Consider the following 15397-nt stretch of genomic DNA (forward strand, 5'->3'; position numbering starts at 1 on the left):
GTTAAAACTGCCCCGCTTTTTTTTATATTTCACTAACCAGCATGGTCTCAGCTTGATCAGGCCGTAGATGCAAGCGCAAACCTTCTTTGGTCATTATTATTATCCGGGCACCGGGGGTCATACCGATGGCTCGTGCGGGTTCGACTGATTCAAGGGTGATACTTGCCCCGGGCTTGATGCCGATGGCCGATATCGATTTCGCAGCTCTCGGTCCGCCTAATATGTTTTTAACAGCAAAAGGACGTCCCTTGCCGCAGGTTGCCAACTGGCAGGACACGCCGTCACATTCGCCCCATATTTTGGCTGCCATTCCTTCGGTCATGGTGTTCTGTTTGCCGTCTACCACTGCCTTGTAGGACATGGGGGGCAGGCAGCGGATCAGCTCCAGATTATCCCCCTCAGCAATACCTAGGATTTTGAGGCTTTTTTCGAGGTGTGATCCGGCGGTCAGCCCTTCGATGTGACCCTTTTCACCGGGGTTCATCTCAAAGACCGGGGTTTTATGCCCGTCATCGTGGTGGACAATAACCTTGGAGGCCATTCCCGCCGCGAGCAGAACTTCACCCTGTGGCCCTTTGATTCTTACCGGATGCTGTACCGAATCTTCGGACATGATTTCCAGTTCTGAACCGATATGGAGTCCCATGCGTTCAAGGCGGTTTTTCAGGCTTTCGCTGGTCACAGCCTTGAGCATTAGGTTTTTCTCTACAGGTGCATTTCTTAATGTCAGGGACATTATTGGTTCTCCTTTGCGGACTCTTGCGGTTTGTTCGCTGCTGAAGTTTTCATGGCGGCGTATCCAAGTATACCCACGGTGCTAAGGTTGTGGGTCATGGCCGCAGCAAGAGTGGATATTTTACCCATACCGGCCAGCAGCAGAGTGGCTGAGTTGATTCCTACCGCAGACCACAGGCAGTGACTGAGGGTTTCGCGGTTGGTGAGTGCGATGCGGTGGGCCTCCACAAGGGTAAGCATATCTTCGTTAAGCATGACCACCTGCGCGGATTCTCGAGCGAGGTCAGCCCCGGAAGGCATGCAGATGCCTACGTCAGCGCTTACAAGAGCCGGTGTATCGTTGACCCCGTCTCCGGCAAAGGCGACTTTGGCCCCGCCGTCTTTAAGTTCTTTGACGATGTTTGCTTTATCTTCGGGTTTGAGTTCCCAGTGCACGGCGTCCACAGGGGGAAGTTGAGCCGCAAGGGCCAGTGCTGTGGAGCGGTGATCCCCGGTGAGGATCTCAATGCGCTTGATTCCTGCCGCCTTGAAAGATTCGAGGGCTTCAAGGGCTTCGGGGCGCAGTTCATCACGCATGGCAATAATGCCGATAAGTTCCTCGTCCATGGCTACGAAAAGAAGGTTCTTGCCTGCATTACGCAACTGGCGGGACTTTTTCTCCATGTATGAGCAGTCCACATGTTCATCTTCTTCTACAAAGTGCTGGCTGCCTACAAGCACCCGTTTGCCATCAACGTAGGCGGAAACACCGTGGGCCACGATAAAGTCGACCCCGCTTACTTCCGGCAGTCCGATTTTACGTTCTTTGGCTTCGTTAACAACCGCTTTCGCTACCGGGTGGGCATAGTGTTCCTCGGCCCCGGCGGCAATGGAGAGAAGTTCTTCCTCTTCGTAAAGAGGCATGGGAACGATGTCGGTAACTTTGAGTTCCCCTTTGGTCAGTGTTCCGGTCTTGTCAAAGACGATGGTGTCCACTGCGGCGAGGTTGTCGAGAGCCTGTCCGCCCTTGAGCAGAACCCCGGCTTTACTTGCAGTATACATGGAAGTACGGGTGGCAACCGGGGTGGAAAGCTTGATGGCGCATGAGTAGTCAACAGTCAGCACCGATGCGGCACGGGCAAGGTCTCCGGTCAGGGCGTAAACGCCAAGTCCGGCCCCGAAAGTCAGGGGCACCAGCTTGTCTGCGAGTTCTGCGGACTGGATCTGGCTTTTGGATTGCGAACGTAGGGAACTTTCAAGATAGCGGTTGATACGGGCCATGCCTGTTTCAGAACCGACTTTGTCAGCCCTGATTTTGAGGGTCCCCTCTTCTACTACTGCGCCGGAAAGGGTTGCGTCTCCAGGTTGCAGGTGGATAGGCACGGATTCTCCGGTAATGGAACTCTGGTTCACAGAACCGTCACCCTCAACAATGGTTCCCTCGATGGGGATGAGTTCACCGGGGCCGCAGACTACAATGTCGCCTACTTGCAGATCATTGAAGTCTATTTCAAGCTCACGACCATCCTTTTCAATCCAGATTTTCTCAACCTGTGGTTTGAGCAGGGTCTTGAGCAGGTCGGTTGATTTCTGTTCGGACTGATCTTCAAGGTATTCGCCAAGACTCAGCAGGGCACCCACCGAGTTGGATGTGAAGTAATCACCGCGCAGCAGAGAAAGGGCTTTGACTGTACCGTCCAGTACTTCAATTTTGACCCCTCTGGTAAATAGGGTCTCCAAACCAGACACAATGCCGGGAATGCCCAGCATCCAGCTTGTTGCCGCCTGCACAGGCAGGGGCAGGAAAGGTGTTGCTGCCGCAGCTGCGGTCCGTGCACCGACATCAATCAGGTCGGTATCGTGTTCCCGTTCGTTTCCTTTGAGAAAGGCTTCGTGGGGGATGTCGTTCAGCGTTTCAATAATAGCCGCACGCACTTCAGGAGTACCGTCATACTCAACGGTAACGGAAAAGGCCGGGCCGTTGATTCTGACCGATTCGACCCCGCCAAGTGATTCCACACTGGCTTGCAGGTAGTTGTGGTCCAGATCAGGCGTAAGGAGAATCAGAGACTTAAGTCTGATTCTTTTCGGCAGTTCATGGACTATTTCAAATCTTTTTTTTCTATTCGGAGTTCCGATCATCTGTTTGTCCTCTGCGGTTTTCTGGAAACCACCCAGTGCAAAGCTGTAAACCCGACAAAAGCAACAGAGGCCCAAAGATGCAACGGCTTTGCTCCTTTGAACTTGAGCATGCCTGAAGCAGCTGAAGCTCCGAGTGTGGCAACCATTCCGACCTTGGCCGCTGTCTTGGTCTTACTGGGGGTAAGCGGACAGTCCTTGCATTGGCGGAATGTTTTTTTATCTTTTGATCGGTTCAGGTCTGTGTTTTCAGGTAAGGCGTTCATTCTAAGAACCCTCCGGGGGCTTAAATGCAATTTGATCGCCTCCGGCGGCCCTGCCGGGGGCCTTAAACCCTTTTGCAAAAGGGTTTAAGAATCCCAAAACATTTTATTAGGGCTTCATCGTCTGTAAATTCGAAGGACGTCATCGCACGCTACTTGCGAAGCATATTAAAAAGTTTTGAGGGGAAGGGTACTTTTAGTGAAAGTTCCCCTTTCCCAGCCGCCGGCAACCTATTCAGACTGCGCTTCGGCTTTGATGTCGTGGATTTTTTCTTTTGCTTCTTCAATGCCGCCCTGAACAGCGGACCATGTTTTTACCGCACCGGAAACAACTGCTTTCTGGACTTTGGGGTTGGAAGCTACAAGAGCCAGTCCTGCGCCCAGCAGAAAACCTTTCAGGTAACGGGAGTCGGTGACATCAACCCAGCTTTTTACGGAGGTGTCCTGCTGGACAGGTTCAACCTGCTGCTGGGAATCAATGCGTTGCTGCTCGGTAAGCTGCGGGTCCTGATAATTATATACGTAGTCGTTGTTGTAATCTTGACTCATGATTTACTCCTTTTCCGCTGCTTCTTTGGCAGCTTGTGTGGCCATGTATTCCTGTTCGGCCTTGAGGTCTTCCATTCTTTCCATTTCTTCGGCAGACATTTCTTCTTTGCCGCCGGAGGTGAAGATGGATCTTACTGTCTTGCTGGTGCAGACAAATGTGATACCCGCGCCCACAAGAAGTCCTTTCCAGAAACCGTCATCAATACCATTAAAAAAGCTAAGCAGGCTTGCCGGATCGGCTTTGCCTTCAGCTGTATCTTTAACCAGATCTACAAACTGTTTGACCTGTTCTTCGGAAGTCTTGGGGTCAACAGTGGGAGCTTGTTGAACAGGCTGCTGAATCGGCTGTTGTACGGGCTGCTGAATCGGCTGCTGCATGGGCTGCTGATCATATACGGGCTGTCCGTAGACAGGCTGACCGTACACGGGTTGTCCGTAGACAGGCTGTCCGTACACGGGTTGTCCGTAGACGGTCTGCCCATACACGGGCTGTCCATAAACAGGCTGCTGCATAGGTTGTTGGGGAACCTGCTGTACAGGTTGCTGGTATACCGGCTGCTGATATGCGGGCTGTTGCATGGGCTGTTGAGCCGTCATGTCTGGCTGAACATTTCCGGCAACCGGGGCACCCTGATAGGGATCACCGGAAGTGGTGTAGGAAAAATGGGGCTGCCCCTGATCGGGGCCCATCACCGGCTGGGAGGTGTTGGGCTGCTGGGGCGCGCTTTGCTGTGCATCGGGTGCTGTGTTTTCGGTGCTCATTTTTAAAAACTCCTCTAAGTAAGGGTATTTTTTAGCCGTTACTCATCAGTCTGCCGTAAAGGTCGCTGATGATTTGTGCTTTCTTGTCTTTGTCTGTTCCCTGAATAAGTTCTTCAACCAGTTCCGGCTGAATCTGTTCAGAGTCGTACTCAACAACCACTGACCGGGCGGACATGTTGACCCGGGCATCCTTGATAGCGTCAGGCAGCTCGGAATGTTCCTTCATTGCCGCCAGTGCTACTGGTTTTGTTAAGATGAGCGGGCTGAATTTAATCCTGATGCGTCCCGGTATATGGTGGGCCACATCAAGATATTTTTCCAATTCAACGATTTTACGGAAGTTCATAGATTTTGCCTTGCTTGGATTCGATTGCTTCAGGTGAATGACGGAGCAGCCTTGACGAGTTAGCTATGACTCCCATGGTGTGCAGAATGTGCAGGAAACCGGCCATGATCGGGGAAAGAACCCCGGTCGCGCCCATGACGACTCCCACTATATTTGAACCTGTTGCCAGCCAGAAGTTCTGGTAGGCTATTTTTACAGTGTCCTGACTTAATTGCTGGACGTACATGAGACCCCTGAGGTCATCATCTACCAGTGCGATGTCTGCCGCTTCAACAGCCACTTCCGCGCCTCCGGTTCCCATGGCTACGCCGACGTCGGCCTGCGCAAGGGCAAGGGCGTCGTTGATTCCGTCGCCGACCATCATGACTTTGCCGCCTTCATTTTGTAGAGTGCGCACAAGGATGGCCTTTTCTTCGGGCATGGCTGAGGCGTGAATTTCCGGAATATTTAAAGTCTTTGCGAGGTCGTTGGCAGTTGCTGGCTCGTCCCCGGTAACCAATACCGTGCGTTCAACTCCGCCTGTTCCAAGGGAATTGAGGACGGCTGCGGATTCTTCGCGGATGGTGTTGGCAAAGGCAAGTAGTCCTAGAGGTTCCTTGTCTTTGACCACGTAGAGTACGGTAAGCCCTTTGCGCTTGAGGTTTGAAACCTGCCTGCTCAGGGAGCCGATGCGTACGTCGAATTGTTCGGTCAGCTTTTTGTTACCCACCAAAATTTCCATAGAATGGTTATCATTTCCAGGGAGTTCCGCGCGCATACCCTTGCCTAAGAAATATTCGCAGACTGTATGGGGCAGGGGATTCAGCTTTCTGAGTCCTGCTTCATGCTTAATGGCTTGAGCCAGCGGGTGGTGGTTGTGGGTTTCAACTGAAAGAGCATAGGTCAGCAGGTCGCTTTCGGTTATGCCGTCAGTGACGTGGATATGCTCGAGACTGGGCTCGCTTCCGGTCAGGGTTCCGGTTTTGTCAAAGCAGGCGATATCACAGCGGCCCACTTCTTCAAGATACCTGCCGCCCTTGATGAGAATGTTGTTCTTTGCCGCTGTGCTGATGGCCGCGCTGATGGGGGTGGAAGCAGAAAGCACGGTGGCGCAGGGGCAGGCCATAACCAGCAGTACGGTGAACGCGCGCCACGGGTCAGTGGTGAGTATGAGGGTCCCCACGGTGCAGGCAAGGCCGATTTTAACCAGTCTTACGGAAAGTTTGTCCGCTGTGGATTCAATGTCGGTTTTATTTTCAAGAGAATCTTCTACTTTGTGGAGGATGCGGGCCAGATAAGTTTTGTCACCCACTTCTTCGGCCCGGACGTAGATGACGCCTTCGCGTACAAATGTTCCGGCGAAAACCTGATCATCCTGTTGTTTGTGGATGAAGTCGGCCCGTCCGGTGATGGGAGCTTCGTTGATGAGCCCCTGACCATCCACAATGGTACCGTCTATGCAAATTTTTTCCCCGGTATGCAGAACCACCACATCGCCTTTGTGGAGATTATTTATCTCAACTTCCACTTCCATTCCGTCTTTGAGGACAAAGGTGTGGTGGGTGGTATTATCCAGAATGCCGGAAATAGCCCTGCGGGAGCGTTCGGTGATCCATGCGGTAAGCAGTTCAGCCCCTGCGTTGATCCAGAGGATTTCAAAGGCGGTCATTGCTTCCCCGGCAACAACCGCAGCTATGATACCTCCGGCCAGAATACCTTCAAGGCCGAATTTCTTTTCACGCAGTTTGCTGACTGCTTCTTTGACCAGCGGTACCGCCGCCAGAACAGTCAGAAAACCCAGAGGACTGAGCAGGGTCTGGGCCACGGTGATTCCCAGTAGGGACTCACTTATCAGCACAGCTCCGCCCACAGCGGAGACAAAGGAAAAATAGCGCAGGGCATCTTTGACCTGCGGACAGCCACATTCGCTTTTGTCCTTAATGGGACATATTGTAGTCGTGTGCACTGCCACGATTTCCCGGAGTGTTTCAATAACATTCTCGGGGGTTATGAATTCCGGGTTGTAGCGGATTACCAATGTAGCACATTTGTTGTTGGAACGGGTCCGGGTGATCCCGGATACTTTTTCAAGATTCCGTTCAACGGTGCTGCAAAGAATCTTATTCTTTCTAAGATTCGGTACTTTGAACCTTATTCTGCCCGGTATTGAATGCTTTATGCTTGCATATGTTTTTTCTTTTTTCACGTGAAAGTCCTGTGTTTACTGGATTATCAGGTGGACATCCTGTGAAATTGAAATTGAGTATCAACTCCACAAGAGTGGGAAATACAAATGTGTAATCCCTTTGTCAACGAAAACTTAAATTTTAGTCGGGAGAATCACGCGAGTGGCAGCCCTGCCTGTAATCAGCAGAGCTGCCCTTTTTTTAGATCTGACATGCTGCTTTAAACTGCTTCCTCAATTGACTTTGGCTTTTTGTTATCAAGGGGAGTGGGCACAGCTTTGTCCCAAAGCATCTTTGCTCCAGTAGCAACGACGGTAAAGCCGAGCAGTCCGGTCAGGCCGCCGAGCCCGAGTATTCCGGTGGCAGCAATTCCAGCTGCGGTGGCGAGTCCAGTTCCTGCGGATTCGGTCGCTACAGCTTTAGCGGCATCGCAACTGCTCATTTTTCCTTCTTTCACGGCAATGGTGGAGCGTACTGCCGCAACGGTACCGCCTATAAGTGCTCCTGTGACAGCAGCAGAAGCGGTGACTACCGGAAGAATTCTGGTTGTTGTGGGTGTGGTCATTTAATACTCCTGTATTTTAGACGGTAGTCCGTCAGTTTGTTTTCATGGATTCAGTGATAATTACCGCATTTGTTTATTTTAGAAAGCTGCACAATTGAGTTTCAATTGCATAAATTTAAAGTGTGTGAGCGGTCACCGCTTGACACTGGTTCTCATTTGAGAATAGTCATCAGTGTCATTTTCACAAAATCCACAATGGAGGAAAGGATGTCAAGTCCGCAAACCCAGTTCTTGAAGTATTTATCCAAGAACAAAATGGCTGCTACTGAGCAGCGGCGAATTGTTTTGGAAGTTTTTCTTGGAACCCAAGGTCATCATTCATGCGAGGAACTATATGTTCATGTCAGCAAGCGTGATTCGTCCATCAGCCCAGCCACTGTTTACCGCACTATCAAACTCCTTTCAGAGAGTGGGATTGCTGAATCCTTGGACTTTGGTGACGGAGTAACCCGCTTCGAGTGTCGCCACGATAGGGATCATCATGATCATCTGGTCTGTATTCGCTGTAATCGCAGGATTGAGGTTATGGAAGACCGTATTGAGGAATTGCAGGAAAAATTGGCTAGCAAACATGACTTTGTGGTGAACAGGCACAAAATGGTCCTTTATGGGATTTGTCCTGATTGCCGTAAACAGTAATTTTTAATTGCAATTTACTCTCATTCGCATCATTTCCCCTGATTGGGGAAAATTCCTATCCTAATGTTTAAACAGTTTTTTTCATGCGTACTTTTAAGGAGAATAAAAATGAGTTTCAATCTCGGAAGATTGTTGCTGGTCTCTACAGCTGCAACAGCAGTAGGTGTGGCTGCATATGCTATTTACAAAGCAGGCGGTGTAAGGCCTGCTGTGACCAAAGCCGTTAAAGGCGGAGTGAAAGCAGGGAACTGGGCTTCACAGCATTACGGGTCCGCTAAGGACGAAGTCGCCCGTCTTGTGGATGAAGCAAAAGCGGACATGGCCAGATAGGCGTTCTTATTTTTAATGGTCACATGTCTGTGGGATTTCTTTATACTGGGCGGGACTTATAATCTTATTCCGTCCGGTGTTCTTTGCAAAATAGAGAGCCTTGTCCGCAGAAGCAACCAGATGTTGGGCTTCGGCTTCAGGGCTGTCGGCTTTGTAGTAGAGTTTTGAAATCCCAATGCTAAGGCTGGCTCTGCCAAGTTTAATTTGTGAGAAGCGGGTTCGGATGCGTTCAGCGATCTGTTCACAGCGGGTTGAATCCACGCCGACAAGGATCGCACCGAATTCGTCCCCTCCGAAACGGAAGGGAAAATCCGTACCGCATCTTACAGATGAGCTGATTATCTGGCCTAATTTAGCAAGAATTCTGTCTCCCTCTTGATGCCCATAGATATCGTTGACCTCTTTAAAATGGTCGCAGTCAATGAGTATGAGATGGAGCGGTGTTTTGCAGGAAATGCATCTGGAGCATGATTCAACCAGTTTCAGCTCGAAAAAGCGTTTATTGAACAGACCGGTAAGATGGTCGGTGTAAGAGAGCAGATTGAGTCTTTCCTTGTCTTGGTGAGTTTTTAGCAATGATTCAGTGAGCTTGGATTCGCGTTTGGCCACGGAGTGTGCCAGCCAGTTCAGGTTGTGCTGCAATCGACTCAGTTCGTCAGTGGCTATTCCGGTTTTATTTGAATAAATATCCAGACGTTTATCAAGTTTGCCCTGTTTGAGTCTTACGCAGAAGCTGTTCATTTTTCGCAGTTCTCGGTTGACCATCCAGTTTTCAAGCCAGCCTGCGATGGGCATGCACAGCGCAATGCACAGGCTGAAATGCAGGCAGGTATACATGGCAAGGGTGTTTCTGTCCGTGAACTCAGCCACAGTTATTGTGGCCCCGGCAGGCAGGATCAGGATCAACAGCACTGCAACAAAAGACTTTGCCTTGAGCTTGTTCCGGCTACTTGGTCTGTAGTTAAAAAAAGGGATGGTTTTTAATTTATTCTTCAGGTTAATCAATGGTCTTTCCTCCCCGGAAGATTCTATATAAATGCAAGGTTCTTTTTTAGTTAGTCGTAGTTTTCACCCGCATTCCCTTTGGTGCTTAGTGAAAACGAATGTCAATATCAAGTAAAAAAGAGTCTTTTGTCTTTATCCAAATTGAGTGTCGGGGTGGTTTTTTTCTTGTTGACAAGAAAAATATGGATCTATAGTAATTGATTTCGAAATTCATTTGCAAAATCGAATGTGAAAGAGAGGTTTTAAAAATGTTAAACAAATTTGATTTTTTTAACCGCGAACCTGCTTCTTCAAAGAAGAGGCATCGTGGTGCAGGCGGAAGGAAGCAGGGGAAAGCTTGCCACATGCGCGGAAAAAGTCTTCTGGATATTCCCATCGGGGGAAGTGCCGTAATTCGCGGGCATTTTTCCCATGGTGCGGTAAGACAGAGGTTGCTTGACTTGGGTTTTGTTCCCGGCAGGGAAATCGAAGTTGTTCGCGTTGCTACGCTGGGCTGCCCTCTTGAATTGCGTGTTGCCGGTTACTGCGTGACCCTGCGCCGTACTGAAGCCTATCAGATTGAGGTGGAAGATGAACGATGAGGGGAAAAAGGCGATGAAAGATAACTTTCTCGTAGCTCTTGCCGGACAGCAGAATGCCGGTAAGTCAACAACTTATAATATGGTCACCGGGGCCAACCAGCACGTGGCCAACTATCCCGGTGTCACCGTTGATAAAAAGGTCGGAAGCTACCACGAAGGAAAGACCCGTTATGAAGTGGTCGACCTTCCCGGAACGTATAGCCTAACTTCTTTTTCCCTTGAGGAAAGGGTTTCTCGTGAGTTTCTGCTGGAAGAAAAACCAGACGTGGTAGTTAACGTCATGGATGCGACCTGTTTGCGTCGCAGTCTGTACTTTACCTTCCAGGTTTTGGAGATGAATTTTCCGGTTACTGTTGCCTTGAACATGATGGATGTTGCTGAAAGTCAGGGGCTGTCAATTGATCTGAAAGAGCTTACCAGCCGTCTCGGAGTGGATGTTGTCGCTACCGTTGGGCGTAAGGGAAAAGGTAAGCAGGCCTTGAAGGCAGCCATACGTAAGGCTGTCAATCAGGAGTCCTACACCCGCCCGGTAGTTATCGACTACGGTGATCTTGAAGTTCATGTAAAAGCCCTTGAAGAAGAGCTTGCTTCAGATGCCAGCCTTGGTGTGCTTTATCCTTTGCGCTGGCTGGCTATCAAGCTTCTGGAAAACGATTCCGAAGCCCGGAATATTGTTGGAACAAAACACGCATCCGGCAAGTCCATTGTCGAAGATGCACTTTCCCGCAGGATGGAGTTTGAAGACGAAACCGGTGTCAACACCAGCGATTATATTGTTGCCTGCCGTGACCGGGTGGCCGGTGAAATCGTTGATGCCTGCGTGACCAAAGAAGCTGATTCCGGTCCGCCCATTTCAGAAAGAATTGACCACTGGGTTCTTAACCGTGCTCTGGCTCCGTTTTTTCTGTTGGCCACGGTTTACCTTATTTATGAACTTTCCATTGTTCAGGGGTATGAGCTTACCAAATACACTTGGCCGTTCCTTGCTAAGTTCAGGGATATTGTAGCAGGAATTTTACCTCCGGCTGGATTGATCGAGGACTCACTGTTGCGTTCCATGGCACTCTGGATGGTGGATAGTGCCAACACACTGCTTAACTATGTCCCGATCTTTTTGATTCTTTTTGCGCTGATCGCCATTCTGGAGGATTCCGGGTACATGGCCCGTATCGCCTTTATTCTGGACCGTGTCTTTCATAGTTTCGGTCTGCACGGGCAATCGACTCTGCCCTTTATTTTGGGCGGTGTTTTTGCCGGGGGCTGCGCTGTCCCGGGAATTATGTCTACCAAGGGCATTCCTGATGAGAGGTCAAGGCTGGCAACCATTCTGACTGTTCCGTTCATGAACTGCCTAGCCAAAATCCCTTTGTATACGCTTTTAGTTAACATTTACTTTGCGGACCACAAGTCATGGGCAATGTTCTTTATTTCGACCATTACAATCATCATGGCTTTGATTATTGCCAAGATCCTCACCACCACGGTCCTTAAAGGGCGTGAAACAGCACCTTTCATCATGGAGATGCCCAACTATCATGCGCCCACTGTTTTCGGTGTGGTCCAGAGGGCTCTGGAAAGGACATGGGAATACATTAAAAAAGTAGGCTCCATTGTTGTTGCGGTTTCCCTGTGCGTGTTCTCCCTGTTGCAGTTTCCCGGACTCACTGATGAGCGCATGGATTATTATGAGACCGAGATGAGTAAGGCTGTTGCAACCTATGATTCCAAGGTTGCAGGCAATGGGTACGTCAATCTTGCCACGGGTGAGAAAATGTTGCCGCTGCTTAATCTTTATGATGATTACAAGCGCGCCCGCATGAATACTTCCGGTAAAGAAGGTGCAGCACGGGTGGACCGTTCTTTTAAAAATGCCAACCCCGACACTTTTGTTTTGATCAAGCCCCGTGGTGATAAAAGCGCCAAGGTTGTAAACCGTGCCCTGCGTAAGCTTTCCTCTGAAAGGAAAACCCTGCGTCGCAAGATCAAGGAAGAAAAGATCAAAACCTCTTTCTTCGGTATGATCGGGCGCTCCCTTGAGCCTGTTACCAAGTATGCAGGTTTTGACTGGAAGGTGAACATTGCTCTGATCAGTTCCTTTGCGGCCCGCGAATCTTCCGTGGCTACTATGGGGGTTCTGTATCAGCAGGGTGCTGATGATAACCAGACCCTTGAGCAGAGAATGGGCAATGAAAGTGAGTCCAGCGGTATGAACTCCCTGCATGCCCTCGCGGTTCTGCTTTTCTTTGCTCTTTATCCTCCCTGCCTTGCGGCTACCATCATGGTCAAGGTGCAGACCGGGTCCTATAAGTGGATGGCCTTTGCTATCTTCTTCCCCACGGCGGTGGGCTTCGGCGTGGCGTCCTCTGTCTTCATGCTGGGGACTGCTCTCGGGGCCAGCGGAATAGCCATGATGAAGGGGTTCTATGGAGTGGCTCTAGCCGTGGCTCTGCTGATTGCACTGGTGCATAAGATATCATCAGATAAGGTAGCGGCATCCTATGAATATCAACCAAGTAACCAATAAAAATCTCTCAGGAGACAGCTATGAAAAACATAATTGCTAAAATCGTTGTGGTAGCCGGACTGATCGTTCTTTCCGCCACTGCCGCTCTGGCCCATTCCCCTCTTTGCAGCTGCTTTGACAACGGTGACGGTACCGTCCTTTGCGAAGGAGGATTTTCTGACGGTTCATCTGCTTCCGGCGTAAAAATATACGTGCGTGGTGATTCCGGTGCCGTTATCCTTAAAGGTGCTATGAACGAGAATAGTGAATTCGAGTTCAATAAGCCCGCTGGTCACTATACTGTTACTTTTGATGGCGGCGAAGGCCACTCCATTGAAATCGACGGTTCCGATATTGTTGAATAGTTAATTTGCGTACGCACCATGAAGCTTCATGGTGCGTACATTCAATCCAGAACTGGAAATTACTCTTTATTTTTTGATAAAGAGTGTCAAAATCATAATCAGGAGAAATAAGATGAAGATGAAGGTAGTTTTTCTTAACCTTTTGTTGGTAGTTGCCATGGCGGTTCCCGCTTCTGCACATTTTCAGATGATTTATACCCCCGAAATCGCCAAGACCAAGGGTGCTGAAACTGATTTGAAACTTGTTTTCACCCATCCTTATGAAGCAGGGCACACCATGAAGATGGGCATGCCTGAAGAATTTTTCATGCTGCACCAGAAGGGCGAAGAGGGTAAAACCAAAAAGTACGACCTCAAAAAACTGCTTAAGCCTATCACCTGGACCAGCCTGACCAACTCCGGTGAAGCTTACGAAGCAAAGCTTCCCAAGAAAATTGTACGTTCCATGGGTGACTACACTCTGGTTCTGGTTCCTGCTCCTTATTATGAAGGCGAAGAAGAAATCTACATCCAGCAGATCACTAAGACATACATGAACGTTGGTGGCCTGCCCGGTAACTGGGCTGCTCCCGCAGGTCTGAAAACTGAATGGATTCCCCTTGTAAAGCCTTACGCTATGTGGACCGGTATGACCTTCAAAGCTCAGCTCCTTTCCGACGGCAAGCCCGTTCCCAATGCTGACGTTGAAGTTGAGTACATGAACCACGAACCTGACATGAAAAACAATGCTTTCAAAAAAGAAGCTAAATCTGAAGCTCCTCACGATGCATTCGTAACCATGGGTGTTAAAACCGATGCTCAGGGTTACGTAACTTTTGCTATCCCCAAAGCCGGCTGGTGGGGTTTCTGCGCACTGGGTTCCGGTCCTGACAAAGAGTTCAAAGGTAAAGAACTCTCTCAGGATGCTGTAATCTGGATTAAAGCCGTAGATATGTAGTTGTTATTGGACAGAGTATGATAAAAGGCCCCGCAGGAGTAGCTCCTGTGGGGCCTGTTTTGTTTATATAAGTACGAAGCGGCGAAGCCCTATTAAAAGCTTTTGAAGAGTCCAGAGAAAATTTTTACAAAAAGTTTCTTACCTATAGCCGTTAGGCGAGAGTTTTTTGCTCGAGTCTTACGGATATAGAGAGCAGCGCTGGACCCCGGAGGGTCGCCGAAGGCTTTCTTAATCAGTATCCCTGTCACGCAATCCGATCAGGTAAAGAATGGAATCCAGCCCGAAATGGGAGATGGACTGGCGGGCATCCTGCTTGACCTTGGGCTTGGCGTGAAAGGCGATACCCAGCCCGGCAATGGAGAGCATGGGCAGGTCGTTGGCCCCGTCACCCACGGCAATGGATTGTTGCAGGCTGATCTGTTCTTTTCCTGCAATCTTGCGTAGCAGTTCCGCTTTCTTGGCTCCGTCCACAATATCTCCGATCACTCCACCGGTCAGCTTGCCGTCTTCGATTTCAAGACGGTTGGCGTAAACATAATCTACGCCTAGCTTTTCTTGCAGCTTTTCGCCGAAGTAAGTGAACCCGCCGGAAATGATGGCAGTCTTGTAACCGAATTTCTTCAGGTTGGTGATGAGCCGCTCAGCCCCTTCGGTGATGGGCAGGGTGCGTGCGATATCTTCCATAACAGACTCATCAAGCCCCTTGAGGGTTGCCAGACGTTGGCGCAGACTTTCCTTGAAGTCGATTTCACCGCGCATGGCAGATTCGGTAATCCGGCTGACTATCTCACCTGATCCGGCTGCCTTAGCCAGTTCGTCAATGACTTCCGCCTGAATGAGGGTGGAGTCCATATCAAAGGCCACCAGTCTTCTGTTTCTGCGGAATACGTTATCTTCCTGCAAGGCTATGTCCACCTGATCTTCGGCGGCCATTTCCAGAAAATTGGAGCGCATGCGGTCCAGATCTTCAGGAATCCCGCGAATGGAAAATTCAACGCAGGCATGGCGCGGAGCAGGTTCGCCGTTCATGGGAATTCGGCCGGACAGACGGTGGATCATGTCGATGTTGAGTCCGTTGTCCGCGATTATCTGTGAAATTCTTGAAATGTGTGCCCCGGTCAACTTATGGCCGACAAGGGTTGCAATGTGTCTGGGCTTACCCTGAGCGTCTACCCAGTCCATGTATTTGTCCGCTTCAGTGGGCTTGAATTTGACGTTGACTCCTAGTTCGTAACCCTTGAACATGATGTCCTTGAGTACCGGAGCCGATTCAGCCTCACGGGGAATGCGGATTAGGATGCCAAGTACAAGCTGGCTGTGAATTACGCTCTGGCCGATGTCCAGAATGTCAATGCCGTAACCCGCCAGAACCCCTGTAAGGGCTGAGGTCAGGCCGGGTTTGTCTTCGCCGGATATTTGGATGAGAATTATTTCGGGCATGGTTGTTTCCCTGAATAGGTTTGATGGCGGACTTTCTCATAAAATGAACTCACAGTAAACATTCAGACTGCTGATAAAGCGCACGGACTTCGAA

16 protein-coding genes are annotated in these 15397 nt (G+C 49.8%); 6 read left to right on the plus strand and 10 right to left on the minus strand.

Annotated features, from left to right (window positions below; genetic code table 11):
* Nucleotides 1-22: 22 nt before the first annotated feature.
* The 8 genes from D0S45_11945 to D0S45_11980 form a co-directional block, all read right to left on the minus strand.
* A complete protein-coding gene (locus tag D0S45_11945) occupies nt 23-736 on the minus strand; it encodes a ferrous iron transport protein A (GenBank protein TIH14847.1) in 714 nt (237 codons plus the stop codon).
* Entirely contained in the window at nt 736-2856 is a 2121-nt protein-coding gene (locus D0S45_11950) for a heavy metal translocating P-type ATPase (protein TIH14848.1), read from the minus strand. The genes D0S45_11945 and D0S45_11950 overlap by 1 nt, the downstream gene beginning before the upstream one ends.
* Nucleotides 2853-3119, minus strand: a complete 267-nt coding sequence (locus D0S45_11955; protein ID TIH14849.1) for a hypothetical protein — start codon at nt 3117-3119, stop codon at nt 2853-2855. Before D0S45_11955 ends, D0S45_11950 begins: the two co-directional genes overlap by 4 nt.
* A gap of 228 nt (nt 3120-3347) precedes the next feature.
* A complete protein-coding gene (locus tag D0S45_11960; GenBank protein ID TIH14850.1) occupies nt 3348-3665 on the minus strand; it encodes a YtxH domain-containing protein in 318 nt (105 codons plus the stop codon).
* A gap of 3 nt (nt 3666-3668) precedes the next feature.
* A complete protein-coding gene (locus D0S45_11965; protein TIH14851.1) occupies nt 3669-4427 on the minus strand; it encodes a hypothetical protein in 759 nt (252 codons plus the stop codon).
* A 31-nt stretch (nt 4428-4458) separates the two neighbouring features.
* Nucleotides 4459-4773 carry a heavy-metal-associated domain-containing protein gene (locus D0S45_11970; protein ID TIH14852.1) on the minus strand — a complete coding sequence of 105 codons (315 nt, stop codon included), beginning with the start codon at nt 4771-4773 and terminating at the stop codon, nt 4459-4461.
* Entirely contained in the window at nt 4760-6958 is a 2199-nt protein-coding gene (locus tag D0S45_11975; protein ID TIH14853.1) for a cation-translocating P-type ATPase, read from the minus strand. Before D0S45_11975 ends, D0S45_11970 begins: the two co-directional genes overlap by 14 nt.
* 200 nt (nt 6959-7158) lie before the next feature.
* A complete protein-coding gene (locus D0S45_11980) occupies nt 7159-7503 on the minus strand; it encodes a hypothetical protein (GenBank protein TIH14854.1) in 345 nt (114 codons plus the stop codon).
* 207 nt (nt 7504-7710) lie between these two features.
* Between D0S45_11980 and D0S45_11985 the strand changes: the two genes are divergently transcribed.
* Both D0S45_11985 and D0S45_11990 read left to right on the plus strand, forming a co-directional pair.
* Nucleotides 7711-8142, plus strand: a complete 432-nt coding sequence (locus tag D0S45_11985; GenBank protein ID TIH14855.1) for a transcriptional repressor — start codon at nt 7711-7713, stop codon at nt 8140-8142.
* Nucleotides 8143-8250: 108 nt separating this feature from the next.
* Nucleotides 8251-8472, plus strand: a complete 222-nt coding sequence (locus D0S45_11990) for a hypothetical protein (protein ID TIH14856.1) — start codon at nt 8251-8253, stop codon at nt 8470-8472.
* A gap of 12 nt (nt 8473-8484) precedes the next feature.
* Here the strand turns inward: D0S45_11990 and D0S45_11995 are convergent, their stop codons facing one another.
* Nucleotides 8485-9477 carry a GGDEF domain-containing protein gene (locus tag D0S45_11995; GenBank protein TIH14857.1) on the minus strand — a complete coding sequence of 331 codons (993 nt, stop codon included), beginning with the start codon at nt 9475-9477 and terminating at the stop codon, nt 8485-8487.
* 248 nt (nt 9478-9725) lie between these two features.
* Here D0S45_11995 and D0S45_12000 point away from each other — a divergent pair, with 248 nt between their 5' ends.
* From D0S45_12000 to D0S45_12015, 4 genes are all read left to right on the plus strand, one after another.
* Entirely contained in the window at nt 9726-10058 is a 333-nt protein-coding gene (locus D0S45_12000) for a ferrous iron transport protein A (protein TIH14858.1), read from the plus strand.
* Entirely contained in the window at nt 10048-12582 is a 2535-nt protein-coding gene (gene feoB / locus D0S45_12005) for a ferrous iron transport protein B (GenBank protein TIH14859.1), read from the plus strand. Before D0S45_12000 ends, feoB begins: the two co-directional genes overlap by 11 nt.
* Nucleotides 12583-12602: 20 nt before the next feature.
* Nucleotides 12603-12926 (plus strand): hypothetical protein, encoded by a 324-nt coding sequence (locus tag D0S45_12010; protein TIH14860.1) that lies wholly within the window; start codon nt 12603-12605, stop codon nt 12924-12926.
* A gap of 112 nt (nt 12927-13038) precedes the next feature.
* Nucleotides 13039-13863 (plus strand): DUF4198 domain-containing protein, encoded by an 825-nt coding sequence (locus tag D0S45_12015; protein TIH14861.1) that lies wholly within the window; start codon nt 13039-13041, stop codon nt 13861-13863.
* Between the two features lie 228 nt (nt 13864-14091).
* Here the strand turns inward: D0S45_12015 and serB are convergent, their stop codons facing one another.
* Nucleotides 14092-15303, minus strand: a complete 1212-nt coding sequence (gene serB, locus D0S45_12020; GenBank protein TIH14862.1) for a phosphoserine phosphatase SerB — start codon at nt 15301-15303, stop codon at nt 14092-14094.
* Nucleotides 15304-15397 lie beyond the last annotated feature (94 nt).

Origin of the sequence: Marinifilum sp. JC120, from assembly GCA_004923195.1 — a bacterium.
In the GTDB taxonomy this organism is placed as follows: Bacteria; Desulfobacterota; Desulfovibrionia; order Desulfovibrionales; family Desulfovibrionaceae; genus Maridesulfovibrio.

What these genes read in the sequence shown, in the direction of transcription:
- D0S45_12000 (TIH14858.1), top strand. Translation starts at nt 9,726, where the DNA reads ATGTTAAACAAATTTGATTTTTTTAACCGCGAACCTGCTTCTTCAAAG.
- D0S45_11950 (TIH14848.1), bottom strand. Translation starts at nt 2,856, where the DNA reads ATGATCGGAACTCCGAATAGAAAAAAAAGATTTGAAATAGTCCATGAA.
- D0S45_11990 (TIH14856.1), top strand. Translation starts at nt 8,251, where the DNA reads ATGAGTTTCAATCTCGGAAGATTGTTGCTGGTCTCTACAGCTGCAACA.
- D0S45_11985 (TIH14855.1), top strand. Translation starts at nt 7,711, where the DNA reads ATGTCAAGTCCGCAAACCCAGTTCTTGAAGTATTTATCCAAGAACAAA.
- D0S45_12010 (TIH14860.1), top strand. Translation starts at nt 12,603, where the DNA reads ATGAAAAACATAATTGCTAAAATCGTTGTGGTAGCCGGACTGATCGTT.
- D0S45_11965 (TIH14851.1), bottom strand. Translation starts at nt 4,427, where the DNA reads ATGAGCACCGAAAACACAGCACCCGATGCACAGCAAAGCGCGCCCCAG.
- serB (TIH14862.1), bottom strand. Translation starts at nt 15,303, where the DNA reads ATGCCCGAAATAATTCTCATCCAAATATCCGGCGAAGACAAACCCGGC.
- D0S45_12015 (TIH14861.1), top strand. Translation starts at nt 13,039, where the DNA reads ATGAAGATGAAGGTAGTTTTTCTTAACCTTTTGTTGGTAGTTGCCATG.
- feoB (TIH14859.1), top strand. Translation starts at nt 10,048, where the DNA reads ATGAACGATGAGGGGAAAAAGGCGATGAAAGATAACTTTCTCGTAGCT.
- D0S45_11980 (TIH14854.1), bottom strand. Translation starts at nt 7,503, where the DNA reads ATGACCACACCCACAACAACCAGAATTCTTCCGGTAGTCACCGCTTCT.
- D0S45_11955 (TIH14849.1), bottom strand. Translation starts at nt 3,119, where the DNA reads ATGAACGCCTTACCTGAAAACACAGACCTGAACCGATCAAAAGATAAA.
- D0S45_11960 (TIH14850.1), bottom strand. Translation starts at nt 3,665, where the DNA reads ATGAGTCAAGATTACAACAACGACTACGTATATAATTATCAGGACCCG.
- D0S45_11945 (TIH14847.1), bottom strand. Translation starts at nt 736, where the DNA reads ATGTCCCTGACATTAAGAAATGCACCTGTAGAGAAAAACCTAATGCTC.
- D0S45_11970 (TIH14852.1), bottom strand. Translation starts at nt 4,773, where the DNA reads ATGAACTTCCGTAAAATCGTTGAATTGGAAAAATATCTTGATGTGGCC.